Source organism: Paenibacillus sp. Soil522, assembly GCF_001428245.1.
Lineage (GTDB): Bacteria > Bacillota > Bacilli > Paenibacillales > Paenibacillaceae > Pristimantibacillus.
Genome location: NZ_LMRV01000032.1, coordinates 65,760 through 85,424, shown reverse-complemented (window position 1 = coordinate 85,424; position 19,665 = coordinate 65,760). Strand labels below are relative to the sequence as shown.

General features: G+C 45.0%; 12 protein-coding genes. All 12 read left to right on the top strand.

The window, feature by feature from the left end; genetic code table 11:
- The first annotated feature begins 21 nt into the window (after positions 1–21).
- The 12 genes from drmA (at position 22) to ASG81_RS08785 (ending at position 19,642) form a co-directional block, all read left to right on the top strand.
- Entirely contained in the window at positions 22–3,903 is a 3,882-nt protein-coding gene (gene drmA / locus ASG81_RS08845) for a DISARM system helicase DrmA (protein WP_081417208.1), read from the top strand.
- The gene (gene drmB / locus ASG81_RS08840; protein ID WP_056632108.1) at positions 3,900–5,741 is read left to right on the top strand and encodes a DUF1998 domain-containing protein; all 1,842 of its coding nucleotides are present in this window, start codon (positions 3,900–3,902) and stop codon (positions 5,739–5,741) included. The genes drmA and drmB overlap by 4 nt, the downstream gene beginning before the upstream one ends.
- 3 nt (positions 5,742–5,744) lie before the next feature.
- Positions 5,745–6,503, top strand: coding sequence for a DISARM system phospholipase D-like protein DrmC (gene drmC / locus ASG81_RS08835; protein WP_056632106.1), 759 nt, complete (start codon positions 5,745–5,747; stop codon positions 6,501–6,503).
- A gap of 318 nt (positions 6,504–6,821) precedes the next feature.
- The gene (locus ASG81_RS29690) at positions 6,822–9,377 is read left to right on the top strand and encodes an McrB family protein (RefSeq protein WP_235548785.1); all 2,556 of its coding nucleotides are present in this window, start codon (positions 6,822–6,824) and stop codon (positions 9,375–9,377) included.
- Positions 9,349–11,775 carry a restriction endonuclease-like protein gene (locus ASG81_RS08825; protein WP_056632103.1) on the top strand — a complete coding sequence of 809 codons (2,427 nt, stop codon included), beginning with the start codon at positions 9,349–9,351 and terminating at the stop codon, positions 11,773–11,775. Before ASG81_RS29690 ends, ASG81_RS08825 begins: the two co-directional genes overlap by 29 nt.
- Positions 11,776–11,948: 173 nt before the next feature.
- Positions 11,949–12,269 carry a hypothetical protein gene (locus ASG81_RS08820; RefSeq protein ID WP_056632100.1) on the top strand — a complete coding sequence of 107 codons (321 nt, stop codon included), beginning with the start codon at positions 11,949–11,951 and terminating at the stop codon, positions 12,267–12,269.
- 97 nt (positions 12,270–12,366) lie between these two features.
- Positions 12,367–14,124: a LytS/YhcK type 5TM receptor domain-containing protein gene (locus ASG81_RS08815; RefSeq protein ID WP_056632096.1), complete on the top strand. Its 1,758-nt coding sequence runs from the start codon at positions 12,367–12,369 to the stop codon at positions 14,122–14,124.
- A complete protein-coding gene (locus ASG81_RS08810) occupies positions 14,121–14,873 on the top strand; it encodes a LytR/AlgR family response regulator transcription factor (RefSeq protein WP_056632092.1) in 753 nt (250 codons plus the stop codon). The genes ASG81_RS08815 and ASG81_RS08810 overlap by 4 nt, the downstream gene beginning before the upstream one ends.
- Before the next feature lie 159 nt (positions 14,874–15,032).
- A complete protein-coding gene (locus tag ASG81_RS08805) occupies positions 15,033–15,371 on the top strand; it encodes a DUF485 domain-containing protein (RefSeq protein ID WP_056632089.1) in 339 nt (112 codons plus the stop codon).
- A 3-nt stretch (positions 15,372–15,374) separates the two neighbouring features.
- Positions 15,375–16,910, top strand: a complete 1,536-nt coding sequence (locus tag ASG81_RS08800) for a solute symporter family protein (protein ID WP_056632086.1) — start codon at positions 15,375–15,377, stop codon at positions 16,908–16,910.
- Between the two features lie 597 nt (positions 16,911–17,507).
- Complete coding sequence (locus ASG81_RS08790) at positions 17,508–17,885, top strand: hypothetical protein (RefSeq protein WP_056632079.1); 378 nt, start codon at positions 17,508–17,510, stop codon at positions 17,883–17,885.
- A 293-nt stretch (positions 17,886–18,178) separates the two neighbouring features.
- Complete coding sequence (locus tag ASG81_RS08785; RefSeq protein WP_056632075.1) at positions 18,179–19,642, top strand: hypothetical protein; 1,464 nt, start codon at positions 18,179–18,181, stop codon at positions 19,640–19,642.
- Positions 19,643–19,665: the final 23 nt, after the last annotated feature.

Below are 19,665 nucleotides of genomic sequence, written 5' to 3'. Positions count from 1 at the left end.
TCTTTCGAAGGAGGCTCGAAGATGAGCGAGGAAAGTAGAAAGATAATAAAATGGGATGAACCACATTCTCGAGAATATGGTAAGTGCAACGCTTGGATAATTCGTTTAGGGAACGATGCTGAAATTCAAAGGTATACACTTACTTTGACAGTTGGTTCTTCCGAAAGTCAAGGAATACATGAGGGAGACGCGTTGTTAGTAGTTGAGGAGAGATCTAAAGAAGTAAAATTAGTTGCGTTCGCACGAATATACCGTAAACAATCTAGTTTGCGGGAAACCACGCTCTTCTTTGATAGTATTTTGAAAGTGGAAAGTAATCATTCATTTATTGGAATGTCTGATATACAATCCGAATCCATTAATCGTCTTGAATGGACTGTTTTTGAAAAAAATCTAAAAAACGCCTATGACATAGATTTTTCATCTATCCCTAGAATAGCAGGTAGTACAATCCATGAGCAGGCTTATATTCGAGACCTACTGCAGAGTGCTGTTATAGATGACTTACTTGGTCCAGCTGGTGGTCCAGTGGAAGAAATCGTTGGCATGAGTGTCCGAGACCGTTATCTGGTAGGTAGACTTGCTCCACAAGAAACACGAATAGAAGAAGCGGACGACTTGTCCAATACAAGTGGGCGGATTGATACTGAAGATTCAGATGGCGAAATTGATGCATCAACTAATCAGTCACTGGTACCTTCATCAATCGGTTTTACCTTCTGTGTTGATGGGTCTGTTAAGGAAATTGAACTTGTTGCAAGTTGGGGCAGATATGAGCGTGCGGAAAGCAATAAGGTTAATGGAAAAACTGGAAAACCTCTTCGTGCGTGGAAACGTATACCTTCAGGTGGTACTAAAATTATCGAGTTAAATGATATCAGTATTAAGCCGTTACAAATTGATATGGATTGTCCTAATGTTGTTATTCAGGGAATGATAAGTAAGCCACTTGAAAGTGGTGATAGACTAGTTACTATATTCCTAATAAACAATCAAATCAGTCCAGCACAAAATCAAGATCAAGCTTGGTTATTTCAACCTGAGTTGCTAGTACGAGACTCTCAGAATCAAGCTATTTTTAGACGCCGGCCGATCCTTCAAAATGAGGATTTTGACGAGGAAAGGGAATCATTGGAAATGGTATACCGTCATAATGTAGAGTTTGCTGTTGGCCATGGTATATCAGTGAATGCAACTACTGCAGATGGAGATAGTGAACAAGCAATTAAGATCAGTACAAAAGTTATACCTGATTATGCAGTTCCTATGACTGAAACACCTGGTCTTGAAGCTGAGGATCGATCTGCAATGCGCGAAATGGTTGATTCAGGGTATCTCGATATGGATCGTTTAGCTGAATTAGATAGCAAAGAACTAGAAAGTGCCTTGAATATTCTTACAAATGATTACAGTAAATGGATTCATGAACAAAGAGAACGAATAGCTAATTCGGTAATAGGGTACGAAAAAGCTGGAGCAGATGCAATGGATCGCTGCGATCTTATTTTGGACAGATTGCGAGAGGGCATTGCTGTTCTTATATCCAATTCGAAAGCGTTAGAAGCGTTTCGTTTTGCTAATCGAGCAATGGCTACTCAACGTATTCATAGCATTTATGCACTCTCACAGCGTCGTGGAGAAGATTTGAGTCTTAATGAAATCAATATCCGTAAAAATCGATCCTGGCGTCCATTCCAGTTGGCTTTTATATTATTATCAATTCCTGCTTTGGCTGACCCGACTCACCATGATCGTACAGAGCCACTTGAGGCATTTGCAGATTTGTTGTGGTTTCCAACAGGGGGTGGGAAAACGGAAGCTTATCTTGGAGTAGCTGCCTTTACCATGGGTATACGCAGATTACAAGGAAATCTCGGAGGACTCGATTCGGGTCGTGGACTAGCTGTCATTATGAGGTATACACTCCGACTATTAACCTTGCAGCAGTTTCAACGTGCTACTGCATTAATTTGTGCAATGGAGGTACTGCGTAGAAATGAGCCGAAATTGTGGGGCGCACAACCTTTTACCATTGGTTTGTGGGTGGGGCAAAAAGTAACCCCTAACACTACAAAGGAAAGCCATGAAGCGATAGAAAGGGAACGTGACGGAAAATATAGAGGTGGCTCAACTCCTGCTCAACTTACTAGTTGTCCATGGTGCGGATCTGAAATTGCGTCTGGACGTGATATTCGCGTAGATCTTGATATTGGAAGAACATTAATTTACTGCGGAGATAAATATGGTCGTTGTGAGTTCAGCCAGGTGAAATCTAAAAAATTAGGTCTTCCAGTCTTAGTTGTGGATGAAGAGATATATCGCCAACCTCCTTCAATGTTAATCGCTACTGTAGATAAGTTTGCAATGATGGCCTGGAAAGGTGAGGTCCGTACGCTCTTTGGTAGAGTAACCCAGGAATGTCAACGTCATGGTCTACTATGGCCTGATGCTGATTGTAATGGAAATCATAAGAAAAAGGGTTACCTACCAGCTACGTCCGTAAAGAATGTGTTATCAGTTCGGCCGCCTGACTTAATTATTCAAGATGAATTTCATCTTATTAGTGGACCCTTAGGAACTATGGTAGGACTTTATGAAACAATTGTTGATGAATTATCCACTTGGGATATTAATGGGAAAAGTGTAAGGCCCAAAGTCATTGCTTCGACAGCTACAGTAAGAAAAGCTTCTGAACAGATAAATAACGTATTTCTACGAGAAGTATCAATTTTTCCACCACATGGCCTAGATATAGAAGATAATTTTTTTTCTATTCAAAGGTCTGTAGAAAAGAAGCCTGGTCGTAGTTATATGGGCATCTGTTCACCGGGAAGCTCACGTCCAGCCGTATTGATTCGGATTTATGTTGCAATGCTTACTGCTGCACAATCGTTGTATAATCACTTTGGTCAAGCTGCCGATCCATATATGACTGTGGTCGGATATTTTAATTCTCTTAGGGAATTGGGTGGAATGCGCAGGCTTGCTGAAGACGATGTTCAGACCCGTTCCTATCGGGTGGAGATGAGTGATGTTGAAAGGCCGGGCTTAAGTCAAAGATCTGTAAAGAATGTAGATGAGCTTACTTCGCGAGTATCAAGTAAAGAGATCCCTAAAAAACTTGATCAATTAGAAGTAAAGTTCAAATCCTCATGGGAAAAGGGCGAGACCCGTGCCATAGATATAGTACTCGCGACTAATATGCTCTCGGTTGGTGTCGATGTAAATCGTCTAGGTTTAATGGTTGTTAATGGGCAACCAAAGAGTACGGCTGAATATATTCAGGCTACCAGCCGGGTAGGTCGTGCATTCCCTGGTTTAGTTTGTACTGTTCTTACATGGTCTCGACCTCGTGACCTCTCACACTATGAAACTTTTGAACATTATCACGCCACTTTTTATAAACATGTTGAAGCTCAATCAGTTACTCCATTTGCTCCTCGCGCCTTGGATAGGGGACTGACAGGAACCATGGTAAGCCTTTTGCGAATGAATCACAGTGTCTTAAACCCGAATGTGGGTGCCCAATATCTTGATAGTCATACTAAGCCAGAAACGGAATATGTGAAACAAATAGTGAAGAATAGAGCATGGAAGGTGAAGAATGAAGAAGCAATGAATAATGCACTTCAGATGTCATCCGAAAGAATTGACATTTGGGCAAGAGAGGCAGCTAAACCTGGACGGCGACTTGGGTACGAGACAGAATACGGTCAGGGTGACCTTGTCGCTCTTCTGAAGAAACCAGGTGTCCTTGCATGGGATAATGTAACAGTCCCTATGTCTTTACGAGAGGTTGAACCGGGTGTTCAACTAATTATGGATGTAGCAAATCTTCCTGAACCCCCAAATTGGAGGCTAAAAGAAAACGATAGTGCCGGTGAAGGAGGAAGTAGAAGATGAGTACTTATCGAGTTGGAGCAGTTCGACCTTCTCAGTTATTATGGACCTATGGACCAGGGGCATTAATCGACTTACCTAACTTATCAGTCATAACAATGGGATTAGATCGTTGGAATGTTGATAATTGTGCTCCTATTGAAGAGGCTAGACTACTTGCTGCCGTAAGACGCATTCTAGGGCCGCAAGTTGAACGCTTACGTATCCCGCCATTCCTTAGAGACGAGAATGCGGATCCTATGTCTGCTGAAGGGAAGATAGGTGTACCTGTTAGACCTTTTCCACGATGGTTAAGATGTGTAAGATGTGGGCTTCTCTCAGAATATGATTCGGGGTTATTTAAAATTAAGCCTAATCCTTATCGCCCCGAGCAAACCCACTTTATTCATGAAAATTGTGAGAAAGGTAAAAAATCGGATGCAGTACCGGCTCGCTTTTTGTTAGCATGTAGGAATGGTCATCTTGATGATTTCCCTTGGCGCTGGTTTGTTCATGGAGGCCCGTCAGATTGTAGAGGAACATTAAGGTTCTTTGAAACGGGTGCATCGTTGCAAACTGAGAATCTGTGGGTAAAATGTGATGGTCCATGTGAGTCTTCAAGATCCCTAGTTCATGCCTTTGGGAAAGAGGCTCAAGAGAATTTACCAGCTTGTCGTGGGCGGCATCCCCATCTTGATACATACGACGAATCATGTGATGAAGAACCTAGGGCTGTATTGCTTGGTGCTACCAATAGCTGGTTTCCTATAACATTGTCAGTGCTAGCGATACCAATTCAAAATAACCTGTTAAATCAACTTATTGTTGATGGTTGGGAAGATTTTGTCGACGTTGAAAGTCTTGAGGAATTAAGGGGAACCATCAGGATACTCTCCAGAAGGGGGGGCTTGCCTGGTATAAGCGAGTATGATCCTCAGGAAGTATGGCAATCAATTCAAAATAAGAAAAATGGACAAGCTCTTGATGAGAATGTTTCGGAACTTGATATTAAGGTACCTGAGTGGAGCGTACTAACATCATCATCTCCTCCAAGTGATTGGCCACAATTCTTAAGCCGTAGAACAGAACCTCCAGCAAGATATCGGGATAAAATAGCTAATGTATTATTATTAGAGAGACTTAGGGAAGTAAATGCACTAATTGGTTATACAAGGGTGGAAGCCCCGGAGGAAAGTATAGATACAGAAGATCGACCGACTATGGCGGGTTTATGCCGCGGTCGTCCGGAATGGGCGCCAGCAAGTGAAGTGCATGGAGAGGGTATATTCATACAGTTTAATGAAGAAGAGGTAAGGGATTGGGAAAGAAGGGAAGCTGTTAAAGAACGGGATTCAAATTTAGAACTAGGACATCAGGGATGGCGTAATGCAAGGAAGTTAGATCCCGTTGAAGGATATCCGGGAATTAGGTATGCAATGTTACATACTTTCGCACATCTGTTAATTCGTGAGCTTGCTCTTGAATGTGGATATAATGCAGCTAGTATTAGAGAACGGATATATGCTAGTGATGATTTGGAACGGTCAATGGCCGGAGTTCTATTGTATACTGCAGCGGCCGACTCTGACGGCACATTAGGAGGGCTCGTAGAGTTGGGGAAAACAGAAAACCTTGGTCGACTTATCGATCAAGCATTGGCAAGATCAGAGATTTGCTCATCAGATCCATTGTGTTCGGAGCATGATCCAAGACAAGATAGAACTCTTCATGCTGCATCATGTCATGCATGTGCTTTTGTCGCCGAAACTTCTTGTGAACGCGGAAATCGATATCTCGATAGAGCTCTCCTTGTTAATACATTAGAGTGTAGTGAAGCTGCATTCTTAAAAAGGGAAGCATAATCGATGAATGAAATTTTTCAAATTGTTGCAGAGCTAGGAATGAAGCTTCACCCAGATCGGATAGAAGCAATTGCAGGGAAAATTGCTTCTTTAGGATCCTTCAACGATTTTTCCAGAGCAAAATCTAGTTTTGGTCCTAACGTTGATAATATGTTGATTCAGAGATTTGAACGTGCTTGGCAGAATTATAGTCATATTGGACCTACTGAATTGTCTATAGCACTACGTAGTGCATCTTGGACTTCAAGCTTACATAATATGAAGAGTTCCGTAGAATTGGTATGGACAGGCCCATTAACTGGTGTAGTGCCAGTTAGACATACTGAGCAGGTATTGTGTCAAGTAATTAAGTCTTCAACCAAGAAACTATACATTGTCAGCTATGTCGCCCATAAAGTCGAAACAATTGTTCGTGAATTATGTGATGCAGCGAGAAGAGGAGTTAGTATTAATTTAATTTTTGAATCCTCTACTGAACACGGAGGAGCAGTCAGTTTCGATTCTGTGGGGGCTATGAAAAAAGCAGTCTCAACAGCAAATATCTATGTTTGGAAAAAGATAAGTCAATCTGTAGGGTCAGTGCATGCTAAATGTGCTGTTGCTGATGGAGAACTTTCTTTTATTACTAGTGCGAATTTTACTGCGGCTGCAATGGAAAGAAATATGGAACTCGGAGTCCTAGTCGAAGGAGGTCACATTCCTGAAAATTTAGAACGACATCTTGAGGCACTTATTTATACAGGTACTGTACAAAAGATTTGACAACTCATCTATAAAAAAGCGCATTATTGGTCATAGCCCCGTAGACAGTGTAAATAGAGAAGATAGTTTTTAAGCGGCGACCGCTTCTCGGTATTAAACCGGGGATAGGTTGCCTAATTTTTTCTAGAATCGTTCGTTGTTGTAACTTTTTAGCCCCTAGGAGACTTGGACAGTATGACCTTAACCCCCGAACATTATGAGGGGAACGTAATATGATCCAGATTTCAAGCGGAACATTATACAAAAGAAAAGAAATAGAATTAAAATTGAATGGTGAAAAAGTAAGCAGTTTTATAATAGAGGTGACACGTAAACGAAATGAGTCTAAATGTGATAATAGAATCTCAGTTATTCGATACTTATAATCAGATATCAACTAATGTTAAAGCAATTCAAAAAAGCGATAAAAAAATGGAAGATAAGAAAAGCTTAATGAGTCAGCTTCGTAAACAGCATGAAAACCAACTAAATAACTATAATAAAATTGCTTCAAGCTTTGCACATTCATTTTTGAAACGTTATCAATTGAATGATCATGTTATTGAGGCGAAAATTGGTAGCCCAACTCCTTATGGCAACCAACCTAAGGAATATCTATGGTCTGGAATTTCGATCAATGAGGATAAATCCTATAGTTTTCAATACTCATGGGTGTTTCAAAAAGATCTTCTTGAGGTAACCTTTTGTTTTGGGTCAGGAGGTTCTTCATCCGGAAAGATAGACGCAACTGTTAAAGAAAAAAGGGTAAGTAGCATGCGAGCAATAGAACAACTTTTTATAAAAATAGTCATGTTGAAAGAAAATAAATCTATAATTGAGCGGTTGCTACATCAAGAAAATTTTGTTTTAACCGCAGAATGGTTAAATACTGATAATCGATTTCCGGATGTTGATAGTTACTTAACCCATATTAGTAATAAAACAGGAGCAAAGACTGGAATAACCCGTTATTTTGATAAACATGAAGTGCTTACCGAAGATTTTAATCTAGAGGAAAAGTTGTTTCACTATTTTGATATTTTCTTTCCCATATGGGATCAGTTGCATCATGATAATACTAGGCTTTTACATAAGAGTACAAGAGCTGACAGGGTTAAAATTGCAAATAGGAATTTTACAAAAGAACCTCCTACTTTTAAATACACAATGGCACATCTTTATTTGGGTCAAGGCATTATTTCTTACTTAGGAAACAACGATTCGCGACCAATACCTATTGATGAGCTGATCTCCAATCAAGCAACCGTTCTTATTTCGGGGGATGATGTTAAGAACCCTAAAGAACGTATTCAGCATGTGGGGAGAGCCTTGCAGGAGCTAGGCCAGATTTCTGTAGAGGATGGTTACTACTCATTAACTCCTCAAGGAACAGAATATTATTTAGCTTTTGATCAGAATAAATGGAGATTGAGCCCGCAGCAGGTTCAAATACTCAGAGAGTATCTGGGAGAAGCGAACGGTGAACATGCAACGAATCTTGCTAAAGTAATGAACCTAGCGATCTCATTAGTAGAGGAGCTTGGTACATTCTCGCTAGACGATTTCAACACTGTGTTTATTTTGGCTATGGGGCTTGAAGAAGAATGGAGAACTGTCACCCAAGAGAACAGGTCTCGCTTTATGCTGAATTGGTTAGAGGAACTTCACTATGTGAGGAAGTCGGGAGATCAGTATATTTTCCAAGTAGACGAGGAGGTAGAGCCTTTGGATACATTGACGGTTTCGGAACGGCTTAGTTACATCAAATCTTACATTCGTAACAAAGGCTTTCACTTTCCGGATGACTTGATTGAGAACCTATACTTATCACTCAAAACGAAACCTTTTGTCATTCTCGCGGGTGTCTCCGGAACGGGAAAGACCAAGCTAGTGAAACTATTTGCAGAAGCGCTTGGCGCGCTAAGCCATAATCATCAATTTGCGTTAATCCCCGTGCGACCGGATTGGAGTGATCCGTCGGATCTTCTGGGCTACAAGGATTTATCGGGTGCTTTTCGTCCTGGACGGTTAGCGGAGGTGCTAGTTGATGCGTCCAAGGAGAGCAATCGGAACAAGCCATATTTTATCTGTTTAGATGAAATGAACCTAGCTAGGGTGGAGCATTATTTTAGCGATCTTCTCAGCATTATTGAAACGCAGGAGTGGCAGGGCGACCGTATTGTGACGATGCCTCTTATTAACAAGGACACTCTGGCTGCCGAAGACCAACCGATCTACGGAAGTCTATCACTCCCGGAAAATGTTTATTTAATCGGTACGGTGAATATGGACGAGACGACGCATCCTTTTAGCAAAAAGGTTCTTGACCGTGCGAACACGATTGAATTTAACTATATCAATCTTGAGCAGTTCCCTGATCAAGCGGGTGCAAGAGATGAGACTGCTACTGCACAGGCCTCTAACGCTTTTCTACGTAGTGAGTATTTGCAGCTCATTGATGCTTACGGGGAATATCAAGAGCTTGCCAAGAAAGTAACGTCGAAGTTAGTCAAGGTAAATGGCATTTTGGAGCAGATCCATTCACATGTTGGATTCCGTATACGGGATGCGGTTTGCTTCTATATGATCTATAACGAACGGTTCTCCCTCATGAGCGAGGATGCTGCGTTCGATTTACAGCTATTGCAGAAAATATTGCCGCGCGTCCAAGGCAGCAGCTCCTCAGTTAAACGCGTACTCCTTTTGCTTATGCAAGAAGCGTTAGGCAAAGCTTTGTCGGTCAATGATATGATGGACGATGCATCCGATTTATATATGAAGTGGAGTGCAAGTGAGCCGGAAGAAAAGGTGAAATACCCGCTGAGCGCTCGAAAAATTGCCTTCATGCTACGGAGGTTAGAGGAAGATGGCTTCACCTCCTATTGGCTCTCTTAATCAGAATGTCGAGCTGCTTCGAATCGAGACTAACCTTTTTAATCTGTACATACAGGGAAAGCCATTCCATCCTACGGTGGACACCTTGCACCTGCATCGAACGGATGACAATCAGCTAATTGAGGCACAACTGCAAGTATCTGTACCCTCGACTGCTCTTACAATAGAGAGAATTTATATATTTCATCCAGAGACTAAGGAGCTATTAGAGTGGCAGTCGGGTACACCGAGCTTTCCACTCTTTTATGAGACGCAGGCTTACGAGATTGTTATTGAGAAAAAGCAGGACATTCCGATTACCTTTTACCATGAAAATGTTTATTTGAGGCAAGCAGTGAAGCCGCTGGGTAGTAGGATATTATCCGGCATTCTGAACTTTCAGAATGAGGTTGGGCTGACGGACCTGGAGCTGCGTTTGAACGGACAAGCTATTTTGCAGCTACAGCTCGAAATATTTCCTGCCAAAATGGATTACAAAAACGATTACCAAATGATTTTGATTGACGTGAACCAACAGATTTATAACCTGTCATTTGACTTTCTGCGCAAAACGTACAATTTGACGGGCCTCAAGGAAACACGCCATCAGAGTCTGACCGAGTTCTTCACGATCCTTCAGCATGTATTCGTTCAGCTCGTGCAGGCGGTGGAGCGGATCAATAGCTCGCCTCACTTCAAGCATCTGGTGGAGAACCGATTTGTAGAAGCAGGATGCTTGAAGAAGACGGGCAAGGAGAGCATTGCCTATCTGACTAAGCGTCCGCAGCTGCTCGTACAGGATGATAAGCTTGGTTTTATTCCAATGAATGGTCAACACTATTACCCGAGCCATGCGATTGAGACGAAGCGGCATGTGGATTACGATACGAACGAGAATCGTTTTATTCGTTGGGTTCTGCTCCGTATAGCTAAGAAACTCAAGGACTTGAAGGCGCGCCTAACGGAAAAGGGACGCCTTCAGGACCCGCTGCTGGCGCGGAAGTTGAACGACATGCAATCGCAGCTGCAAAGGCTGCTGAAGCTGGACTTTTTGAACGTTAAGGAAATGAGGCAGCTGTCCGTATCTCTTGTGCTTCAGATGGCGCCAGGTTACCGAGAAGTGTATCGGAACTATCTGATGCTGATGAAGGGCTTGTCTATTCAGAGCGATCTTTTCCGATTATCGATGAAGGACTTGGCGCTGCTATATGAGTACTGGTGCTTTCTCAAAATTCATGACTTGCTGAGCCGTAAGTATGAGCTGCTGAAGCAGGATATTATTAAGGCGAACCGCACCGGTGTGTTTGTTACGCTGGACAAAACGCAGAAGGCGAAGATGGTCTACCGTAATCAGAAGAACGGCGAAGTTTTTACGCTTTACTACAATACCTTGCCGAGTGGCGAGCATACGCCGACAGTTTCTCAGAAGCCTGACAATGTATTGACGTTGAAGAAAAATGATTCCGATGCGGAATATAAGTATATTTTTGATGCGAAATATCGGCTCAATCCAGCGTATGAGGGCACCCCTTATCGAAGGGATTACAAGCTTCCGGGACCGGAGGAGTCGGATATTAACACGATGCATCGTTACCGTGACGCTATTGTGTACGCAGAGGGAAGCGGGAGAGAGCTGGAGCGCAGCATGTTCGGGGCATATGTGCTGTTTCCTTATCATGACGAGGAGCGGTATCGCGAGCATAAATTTTACAAGAGTATTGAGCTGATCAATGTGGGTGCTCTACCGTTCTTGCCGGAATCTACGAAGTTGATGGAAGCTTTCTTAGATGAGATCATTATGGACAGTCCTGAGAAAGCCTATGAGCGCTCGACCCGTCCACGGGGAACGAAGCATTATTATGAAAATAAGCTTATCGGCAAAAATGTTCTGGTAGGCTCGCTACGAGAAGTGCAGCAGCTTGATGATGCGCTTCAGTTTAAGTTTTATCATGTGCCGCTCGAAAATATTTCCGATCACAAGCTGCTCACTCAGCTGGAATACGTGGCGCTGTATCAGTCGATGAAGAAGTTTGAGCCGCGTGGAGAAATAGGCATTCACTGGTATGGCAAGATCGTGGACTGGAAGGTCGTGCGGCGCAAAGAGATTATTGAACGACCGGCAAGGCCTGGCACAGAGGAAAAGCTGTACGTGAAGTTTATTGTCGGTGAGTGGATGAAGCGGAAGACGCCAATCGTTCCTGGGGGACGGGGGATTTATACGCTGCTGTACACCTCGAAGTATGTGTTCGACCGTGCGCTTGAGATTGCGGAGCTGAAGCTGGAGACGGAAGAGGATCTGCGAGAGTGGCGCGAGCAGCGGCGACTAGGGCCTGTGAAGATTGAGCTTGATCATAGTCAGGTGGATCTTGCTAGTGGGGTTTTAGGGATTGGGCGTATATCTTCAACGCAAAACGATTGAAGCGGGAAGTTAGAATCTTAATCCGAATCTGTTACCTGTTACATCACATCCGCTCATTGTGTGCTGAGTCTGGCCCGTAGGTATAAATACATTTTATTAGTTGTCGGTAGATTTAACTTAATTTTTGAATATGCTGAAGCATTCCATTTTTTGTAAGGGTGGTGTGTTGCAGCATGCTAATAAGGAAGTCAGCCCCGTATTATACTAACAATTATTTGTCGAATGATGGCAAACCGAGCTTCAATCGGGACCGCAGCCGTCACCGCCAAAGAGACGGAATAATAAAACGAGATAGAAGCCCGGTCCCGAATCTAAAAATAAATGGTGCCGAGAATCGTAAATCAACCAGTCATACTATCAAAAGAGGCTCCGGATATCGAAGTCCAGCTGCAAACCAGAAAAGAAGCAGCCCGGTTGCTCAAAAGATGAATTGGAATGGCGAACGGATGGACAGTGAACTAAATGAATTGGATTGGCTGGATGAACAGATGTAGAAATTAGATTGCACCAACAACAATAACCATTTATCCTAAAATGGTAAATTGTTTCCGCTTTATATGAACGGGCTTTTAATTGGCGGGAGGGGTGCTTATGGAACAGCTCACGCTTGTCTTGTTCGAGCGAATGGGGATGCTCTTGATCCTTATGTTTATACTGACCCGCATCCCGCTGTTCCGAAATATATTGGACCGGGATATCAATCTTCGAACGGGAATCGCTTTTGCCGTATTGTTCGGCCTGATCGGTATTGTAGGGACGTACGCGGGCGTCGCTGTGAGTCCGGAGGAGACGGGTTCCGCGTTCTGGGTAACCTCACTTGCCCCTAATGAGATTATGGCTCATTCCGCGCTCATCGGCATTGTAATGGCCGGATTGCTCGGAGGCGTTTATGTCGGTGCCGGAGCGGGATTGCTGACAGGCCTGCATGCTTATGCTTTGGGGGGACTTGCCGGCGTCTCCTATGCCTTTTCTTCTCCGCTCATCGGCCTTCTGGCGGGATTTGTCGCTCGTTTTTTCTATGAAGAGCGAATTATCGCCCCGATCAAAGCGATGTTCATCGGGGTATTTGCCCCTATCCTTCAGATGGGAGTCCTATTGATTGTCACGACCTCCTCGGAGACGGCTATCGAGCTCGTTAATCGGGTGGGTGTTCCAATGGTCATTACGAACAGCATCGGTATCGCTATATTCGTCGCGATGATTCAGGTTGCTCTCAAAGAAGAGGAGCGGGCAGCGGCGCTCGAAACCCAAAGGGCGTTTACCATTACCGAAATGGTGCTTCCTCACCTCAAGCAGGGACTAACCTATGAGACGGCACGGGAGACGGCAGCCATTCTGCTGCGGGAATTACAGGCCGACGCCGTGGGCGTAACGGACACGGAACGGATTCTTGCGCATGCCGGCATCGGCACTTCACGGCATGTCCCCGGGGAGCCCATTGTGACGGAATTATCGAGAAAGGCGATTCGTACCGGTACGATTCAGATTGCCGCTAACCGGGAACAGATTCAGCCTCATCATTCCGATTTGGGAGCAGCCATCATCGTACCGTTCGACCAATCGGGCCGGACGGCGGGTTTAATCAAGCTTTTTTTTCACAGTCCCAAACAGATCCGCAAGGTGGAGGTTGAATTTGCATACGGTTTGAGAAAGCTGATCTCCAGCCAGTTAACGAGCGCTATGGGCGAGAAGCTGGAAGCGCTGATGAAGGATGCGGAGCTCCGGGTACTGCAAGCGCAGATTAATCCGCATTTTCTGTTTAACACGTTAAATTCCATTGTGACCTTAATCCGGATCGATCCGGACCATGCGCGCCATATGACGGTACAGCTGGGGCATTTCATGCGGATGAACTTGACGATGACCCAGTCGCCGCTTGTTCCCCTTTATCGGGAGATGGAGCATTTGAACACCTATTTGGAGATCATACGGATTCGGTTCGCCGATCAATTGAAGGTGGAATGCGTTTCGGAGCCGAATCTTGAGATGGTTCTGATCCCGCCATCGACGCTGCAGCCCCTTGTTGAGAACAGCATCCAGCACGGGCTTAAGAAAAAAACGAACGGGGGATGGGTTCGAATCGAATTAAAGCGGGAAGGGGATGCGGTGCGGATCATCGTAGAGGACAACGGTGTGGGAATTCCGGGCGGCCTCCTGGACAAGCTGGGCACGGTCCCGATGAGCGGAAGCGGGAGCACCGGCCTAGGCGTGCACAATGTCAATCAGCGTTTGATCAGTTTACTTGGCCCGGAAGCATCGCTTACGTATGGGAACCGTAACGAGAGCGGGGCGCGGGTAACGTTTGTTGTCCCTTACGGGGAACGGGGAATGGAGGGGAGAAGTCAATGAAGCTTCGAATCATGATTGCGGAGGATGAACGGCTGGCAAGGGAGGAGCTCATCTATCTGCTGTCGAAGGATCCGGACGTTGAGCTGGTACCGTCGGCCGCCAGCGGGGTAGAAGTATTGGAGTTGGCGCAAAAGCATAAGCCTGAAGTTGTCTTTCTTGATATCGAAATGCCTGAGATGGACGGTATTCAGGCGGCTCATCGGCTGGTTGAGATGGATCTCCGGCCTTTCCTGGTCTTTACGACTGCCTACGATCAGTATGCGCTTGAGGCTTTTCAATTGGAAGCGGTGGATTATCTGCTTAAACCTTACGATGAAGAGCGGCTTAGGAGGACACTGGAGCGCATCCGCGGGAGAAAGACTGAAGCCGGAATCGATGTGAGGACGAAAGCGCCGCTGGGCCCCCTCTTCAAGAGCGGCAAGCTTCTTGTGGATGACGGCGCCCGTATGGTCGTGCTGGAGGCGGAGCTGTTCCTCTATGCGGTTAAAGAGGATAAGGTAACCCGCATTCATATGGCGGACGGCCGGTCTTATGCGGCGAAACAGACGCTGCAAGAGCTCGAGGAGAGGCTTGGGCCTTCGTTCTTCCGTCCTCATCGGAGCTATCTGGTCAATCTGGATTATATCTATGAGATTGAGCCTTGGTTTAACGGCGCCTACAATGCTATTTTAAGAGATCCGAATCGGACTCGAATACCGGTTTCCCGTGTAGCGTCCAAGGAAATGATCCGGCTGCTGCAGGGGCATTAATCGTTATTGGTGTACGTTCAGGACGGTATTTGGGTATGTAAGGAGCGATTTCCGACGTTTCGCACCGAAATCGTTCAATGGCGGAATATATAAACTATAATATGTGAAGCGCTTACAACGTGGTTTATACCGAAACCGTTTATCGGCGCAATTCATCAAATGGAGGGAATCGCGTTGAGAAAGAACCAGTTAACGTACAGCGATATTGTCCGTTCGGAGCTTTTCCGCAAGCTGATGGCGAAGAAGAAACGTTTTATCATTCCGATGACCCTGTTCTTCCTGGCGTTTTACTTTACTCTTCCGGTCCTGACGTCATTCTCCGAGGTCTTGAATAATAGGGCTGTCGGCTCGATTTCCTGGGCGTGGATCTTTGCGTTCACCCAGTTTATTATGACATGGGTTTTATGCTCTCTCTATTCCAGGAAATCCGTAACTTTCGACGCGCTTTGCGAAGAGATCAAAGATCAGGTGCAAGCCGCCGAAAGAAAGGCGGGTTGACCTATGAACACGGCTTTTCTTCTGTTTCTCATTATCGTGCTGGGCACGCTTGTCATTACCTATTATGCAGCAAAAAAAACAAAAACAGCGAACGAATTTTACACCGCCGGCGGGGGATTGACAGGCTGGCAGAATGGGCTTGCCATTGCCGGGGATTACATGTCAGCGGCTTCCTTCCTCGGGATTGCGGGAATGATCGCTTTGTTCGGCTTTGACGGATTTTTCTACAGCATCGGGTTCCTAGTCGCCTATCTGGTCGTGTTGTATCTCGTAGCGGAGCCGCTGCGGAATCTGGGTAAGTATACGATGGCGGATATGATCGCGGCACGTTTCGATAACAAAAAAATTCGCGGCGTCGCAGCGCTCAATTCGATCGTCATCTCCATCTTCTACATGATCGCCCAGCTGGTCGGCGCCGGAGCGCTCATCTCGCTTCTTATCCCCGGCCTCGATTACACGGCCTCCGTGCTAATCGTCGGAGTGCTTATGACCGTCTACGTTGTGTTTGGCGGCATGACGGCGACGAGTTGGGTGCAAATCATCAAATGCGTGCTGCTTATAGCCGGTACGTTCATTATTTCGCTTATTGTTTTCGCCAAATTCAATTTCAATATCGGGCACATGTTCGACCAAATGCGGACGGCAACTCCCCTGAAGGAGGCGTTCTTGAATCCGGGCAACAAATTTGCGAACGGACTCGATACTCTTTCTCTTAACCTGGCTCTCGTGCTGGGGACGGCAGGCCTGCCGCATATTCTGATTCGTTTCTTCACCGTTAAAGACGCGCCTACCGCAAGAAAATCCGTTGTCGTCGCCACATGGATCATCGGGTTGTTCTACGTCATGACGCTATTTCTCGGCTTCGGTGCGGCGGCTTTCGTAGGCAAGGACGTGATTGTGAAAGCGAACGCCGCGGGCAATATGGCTGCTCCTCTTCTTGCCAGAGCTCTTGGCGGAGAATTCTTGTTCGCCTTTGTGTCGGCTGTGGCGTTCGCAACGATTCTGGCTGTTGTCGCCGGTCTTGTGCTCTCCGCCGCCTCCGCCTTCGCTCACGATTTCTATGGACATATCATTCGGAAAGGGAACGTACGGGAGAAGGAGCAGGTACGGGCAGCCCGGCTGGCTTCCGTGGGCGTTGCCGTTATTTCCATCCTGCTTGCTCTGTTTGCGCAGAAGCTGAATGTCGCGTTCCTTGTGGCTCTTGCCTTTGCCGTGGCCGCCAGCGCCAACCTGCCCGTTCTCGTATTTACGGTATTCTGGAAACGGTTTAACACAACCGGAGCGGTTACGGGCATGCTGATCGGTTTAATCGGCGCTCTCGCTCTTGTAGCGGTCAGTCCTAACGTTTGGGATCCGGTCGCAGGCAAAGCGATCTTCGTCGGCACACCGCTCATTAGCCTGACCAATCCGGGGATCATATCGATTCCATTAGGGTTCTTGGGGGCGTTTATCGGAACTTACTGCTCCTCTAAGCGGGACGATGCCAAGTTTGACGAGATATTAGTGAAAGCGAACACGGGTATCCGGGAATTGGTGTGATAATGCCGACTAAGGAAAACAACAAAAGCCCCGAATAACGGGGCCTAATCAATAGTCTTAGCGAGTGTATGTCAATCATACGCTCGCTGTTTTTTTATAGAGGGGAATAATAGAGATTACTCGGCCTTTTTGAGATTCATCCATCGGAACAGGCTAACTTTGCCGGTTGTATCACACTGCGTGCATTCAATTAAACCGCTTCCATCACAGGCCATACACTTTCCATGTCCGTAGCCCAATCCTTCACCATTACAGTCGGTGCATTTTGTCTTCCCGGTTCCATCACAAGGTTTACACTTCATCATTGTTCCTCCTTCACTGTTTTTGAAAAAATGAGGAGCCCGCATATGGGTGTAACGAGATGTGAGACGAGTCAAAACTATCATATCATTATCTTTTTAGAGAAGGCAAAACCGTTATAAATGGTTTATTTGCGATGTATCCAGAAGAAGTTGGACTATTCTGAATTTTTCTCCCGCATTCTCCAAATTCCTTATCATGTTAGTCCATCAAGCGGAGACTATATCCCCCAACAGCAATTTTTAGCAACAGTTATGGAGTTTTTTCGTCTATTACTTTAAAAGGAGGAATAGACTTTTGAAACATTATTTCATTCTAATTTCCGTGGTTGTCCTATGTTTCATTGTGACAGGCTTTGGAGCAAACAATGAACCAAATCATAGCAAAGAGCCTTCCGCTGGAAATAAACTTTATATCCATGAAGGTTATCAAGAACAATTAACAAAGATGGAGCTTAAGGAACTTCAACCATTCCCTTATTTTTCTAAGCCATTTATTACTGTAGCGAAAGATGATCAAGGTGTACAGTTTGCTGTGATTTATCGAGATAATAATAAGGTTGATGTAGAAAAGTTACCGGTTAATTTGGAGATAGGCGTCCACTTGAAATGGTTTAACTTTAGAGGATGCAAATATATGATACAGGCTGTTTGCGCAAAATTTAGTATACAATAAACCTGTCCGCAGTTATAATCATTTTATGGAATCGCTTACATAATGTTATTGAATAATAAGGGTGTCACTAACGAAATGAGGTGATAAACTCGATTAAAACTATTATCATGATTTGGAAAAGGGTATAATGTCTGATACTGTATAATTTTTATCACATTCCGCAAATGCAAGTAGATGTTAGATTTCATGACGCCGTACTAACACTTTTTGTATACAATGCACCAAAACTCTATTCATATGAGAGGAAATGTGCTACAATTTCCTCGAAGGTCAAAAAAATATGAAAATGAGGGATGAGAATGATTACTTTATCACACTACATGTATGCTTTGATAACATTAAGTGTCATTATTGTAATGCTGTTTAAGCGCGGAGTAGTCATTCCCACTCTGATTGGTACCTTCTTAATAGGATGGATTTACAAAGGAGATGTGATCAGCGGGTTCAAAGCGGTTTACAATGCGAATCTAACCGCGGCCAAAGAATTGTTTACGATTTTCTTAATTATTACGTTTATGGTTGCACTGCTTTCCTCTCTGCGGGATATCGGCGCAGACCGACGGATGATCCAACCCATCCAAAAGCTAATGGTTAATGGACACATCGCCTATTTAGTACTGACGGTAGTTACATATGTGATTTCGCTCTTCTTCTGGCCGACGCCAGCCGTTCCGTTAATAGGAGCGCTTCTGATTCCGGCGGCGATACGCGCGGGACTTCCGGCAATGGGGGCGGCAATGGCCATAGCCATTGCCGGGCAGGGGATGGCATTATCCTCTGACTATGTAATGCAAGTAGCACCAATGCTTAGCGCGAAGGGTGCGGGAATCGATACGGCTTCCGTAGCAGATAAAGCGATGGTATTATCTCTGATTACAGGCGGTGTATCCCTTCTCGGAGCTTATCTGATGAACAGAAAGGCGATCCGGAAACCCGATACCGCCCCAGTGGAAACACAAGAAAAAGTACAAGCCATTAATCATTCCGTTACGACTGTGGAATATCCGGAAGCTGCCGCAGCTTTAGAGACGCTTAATCCATCGGTTGTGAGATGGGGCAAGGTGTTCGCTGTTCTTGTTCCGCTATCCATGCTGATAGTTATGGCTGTTATGGCTGCCAGTAAATTCGGCGGTTCCGGAATGGGCGGATTTGAAGGCGGAGACGGCGCTGCTTTTATCGGCGGGGTGGCAGTCATTTTGTTAATCCTGTCCTGTACTGTTTTCTCAAAGGTCAAAGCATTGGACAAAATCAGCGATCATCTGACTGAGGGTTTCCTGTTTGCCTTTAAAGCGATGGGACCGGTTATTCCAATTGCCGGATTTTTCTTTCTCGGCAATGCCGATTTCTCCAAAAGCATTCTTTCGCTTGGAGAAGGTGTCGCTGCTCCAGCTATTCTCTATGATCTTGTTATGTCGGTTCAAAACTTGATTCCATCAAGCGGAATTCTTACTTCCTTCGGTTTATTAATCATGGGGATGATCGCAGGTTTGGAAGGATCGGGATTCTCAGGTCTGCCGTTAACCGGCTCCCTAGCAGGCGCGCTGGCTCCTGCTGTGGGTATGGAGCCTTCTACATTGGCGGCAATTGGCCAAATGGGATCTGTATGGTCTGGCGGAGGAACTTTGATTGCATGGTCTTCTCTTGTGGCCGTTGCCGGGTTTGCCGGTGTGTCCGCTATCGAACTTGCACGTAAAAACTTCTTTCCTGTTATTATCGGCTTGAGTGTCTCTACGATTATTGCTGTAATAATTTGGTGATTTGAATCAGGGGCGTCAAGCCG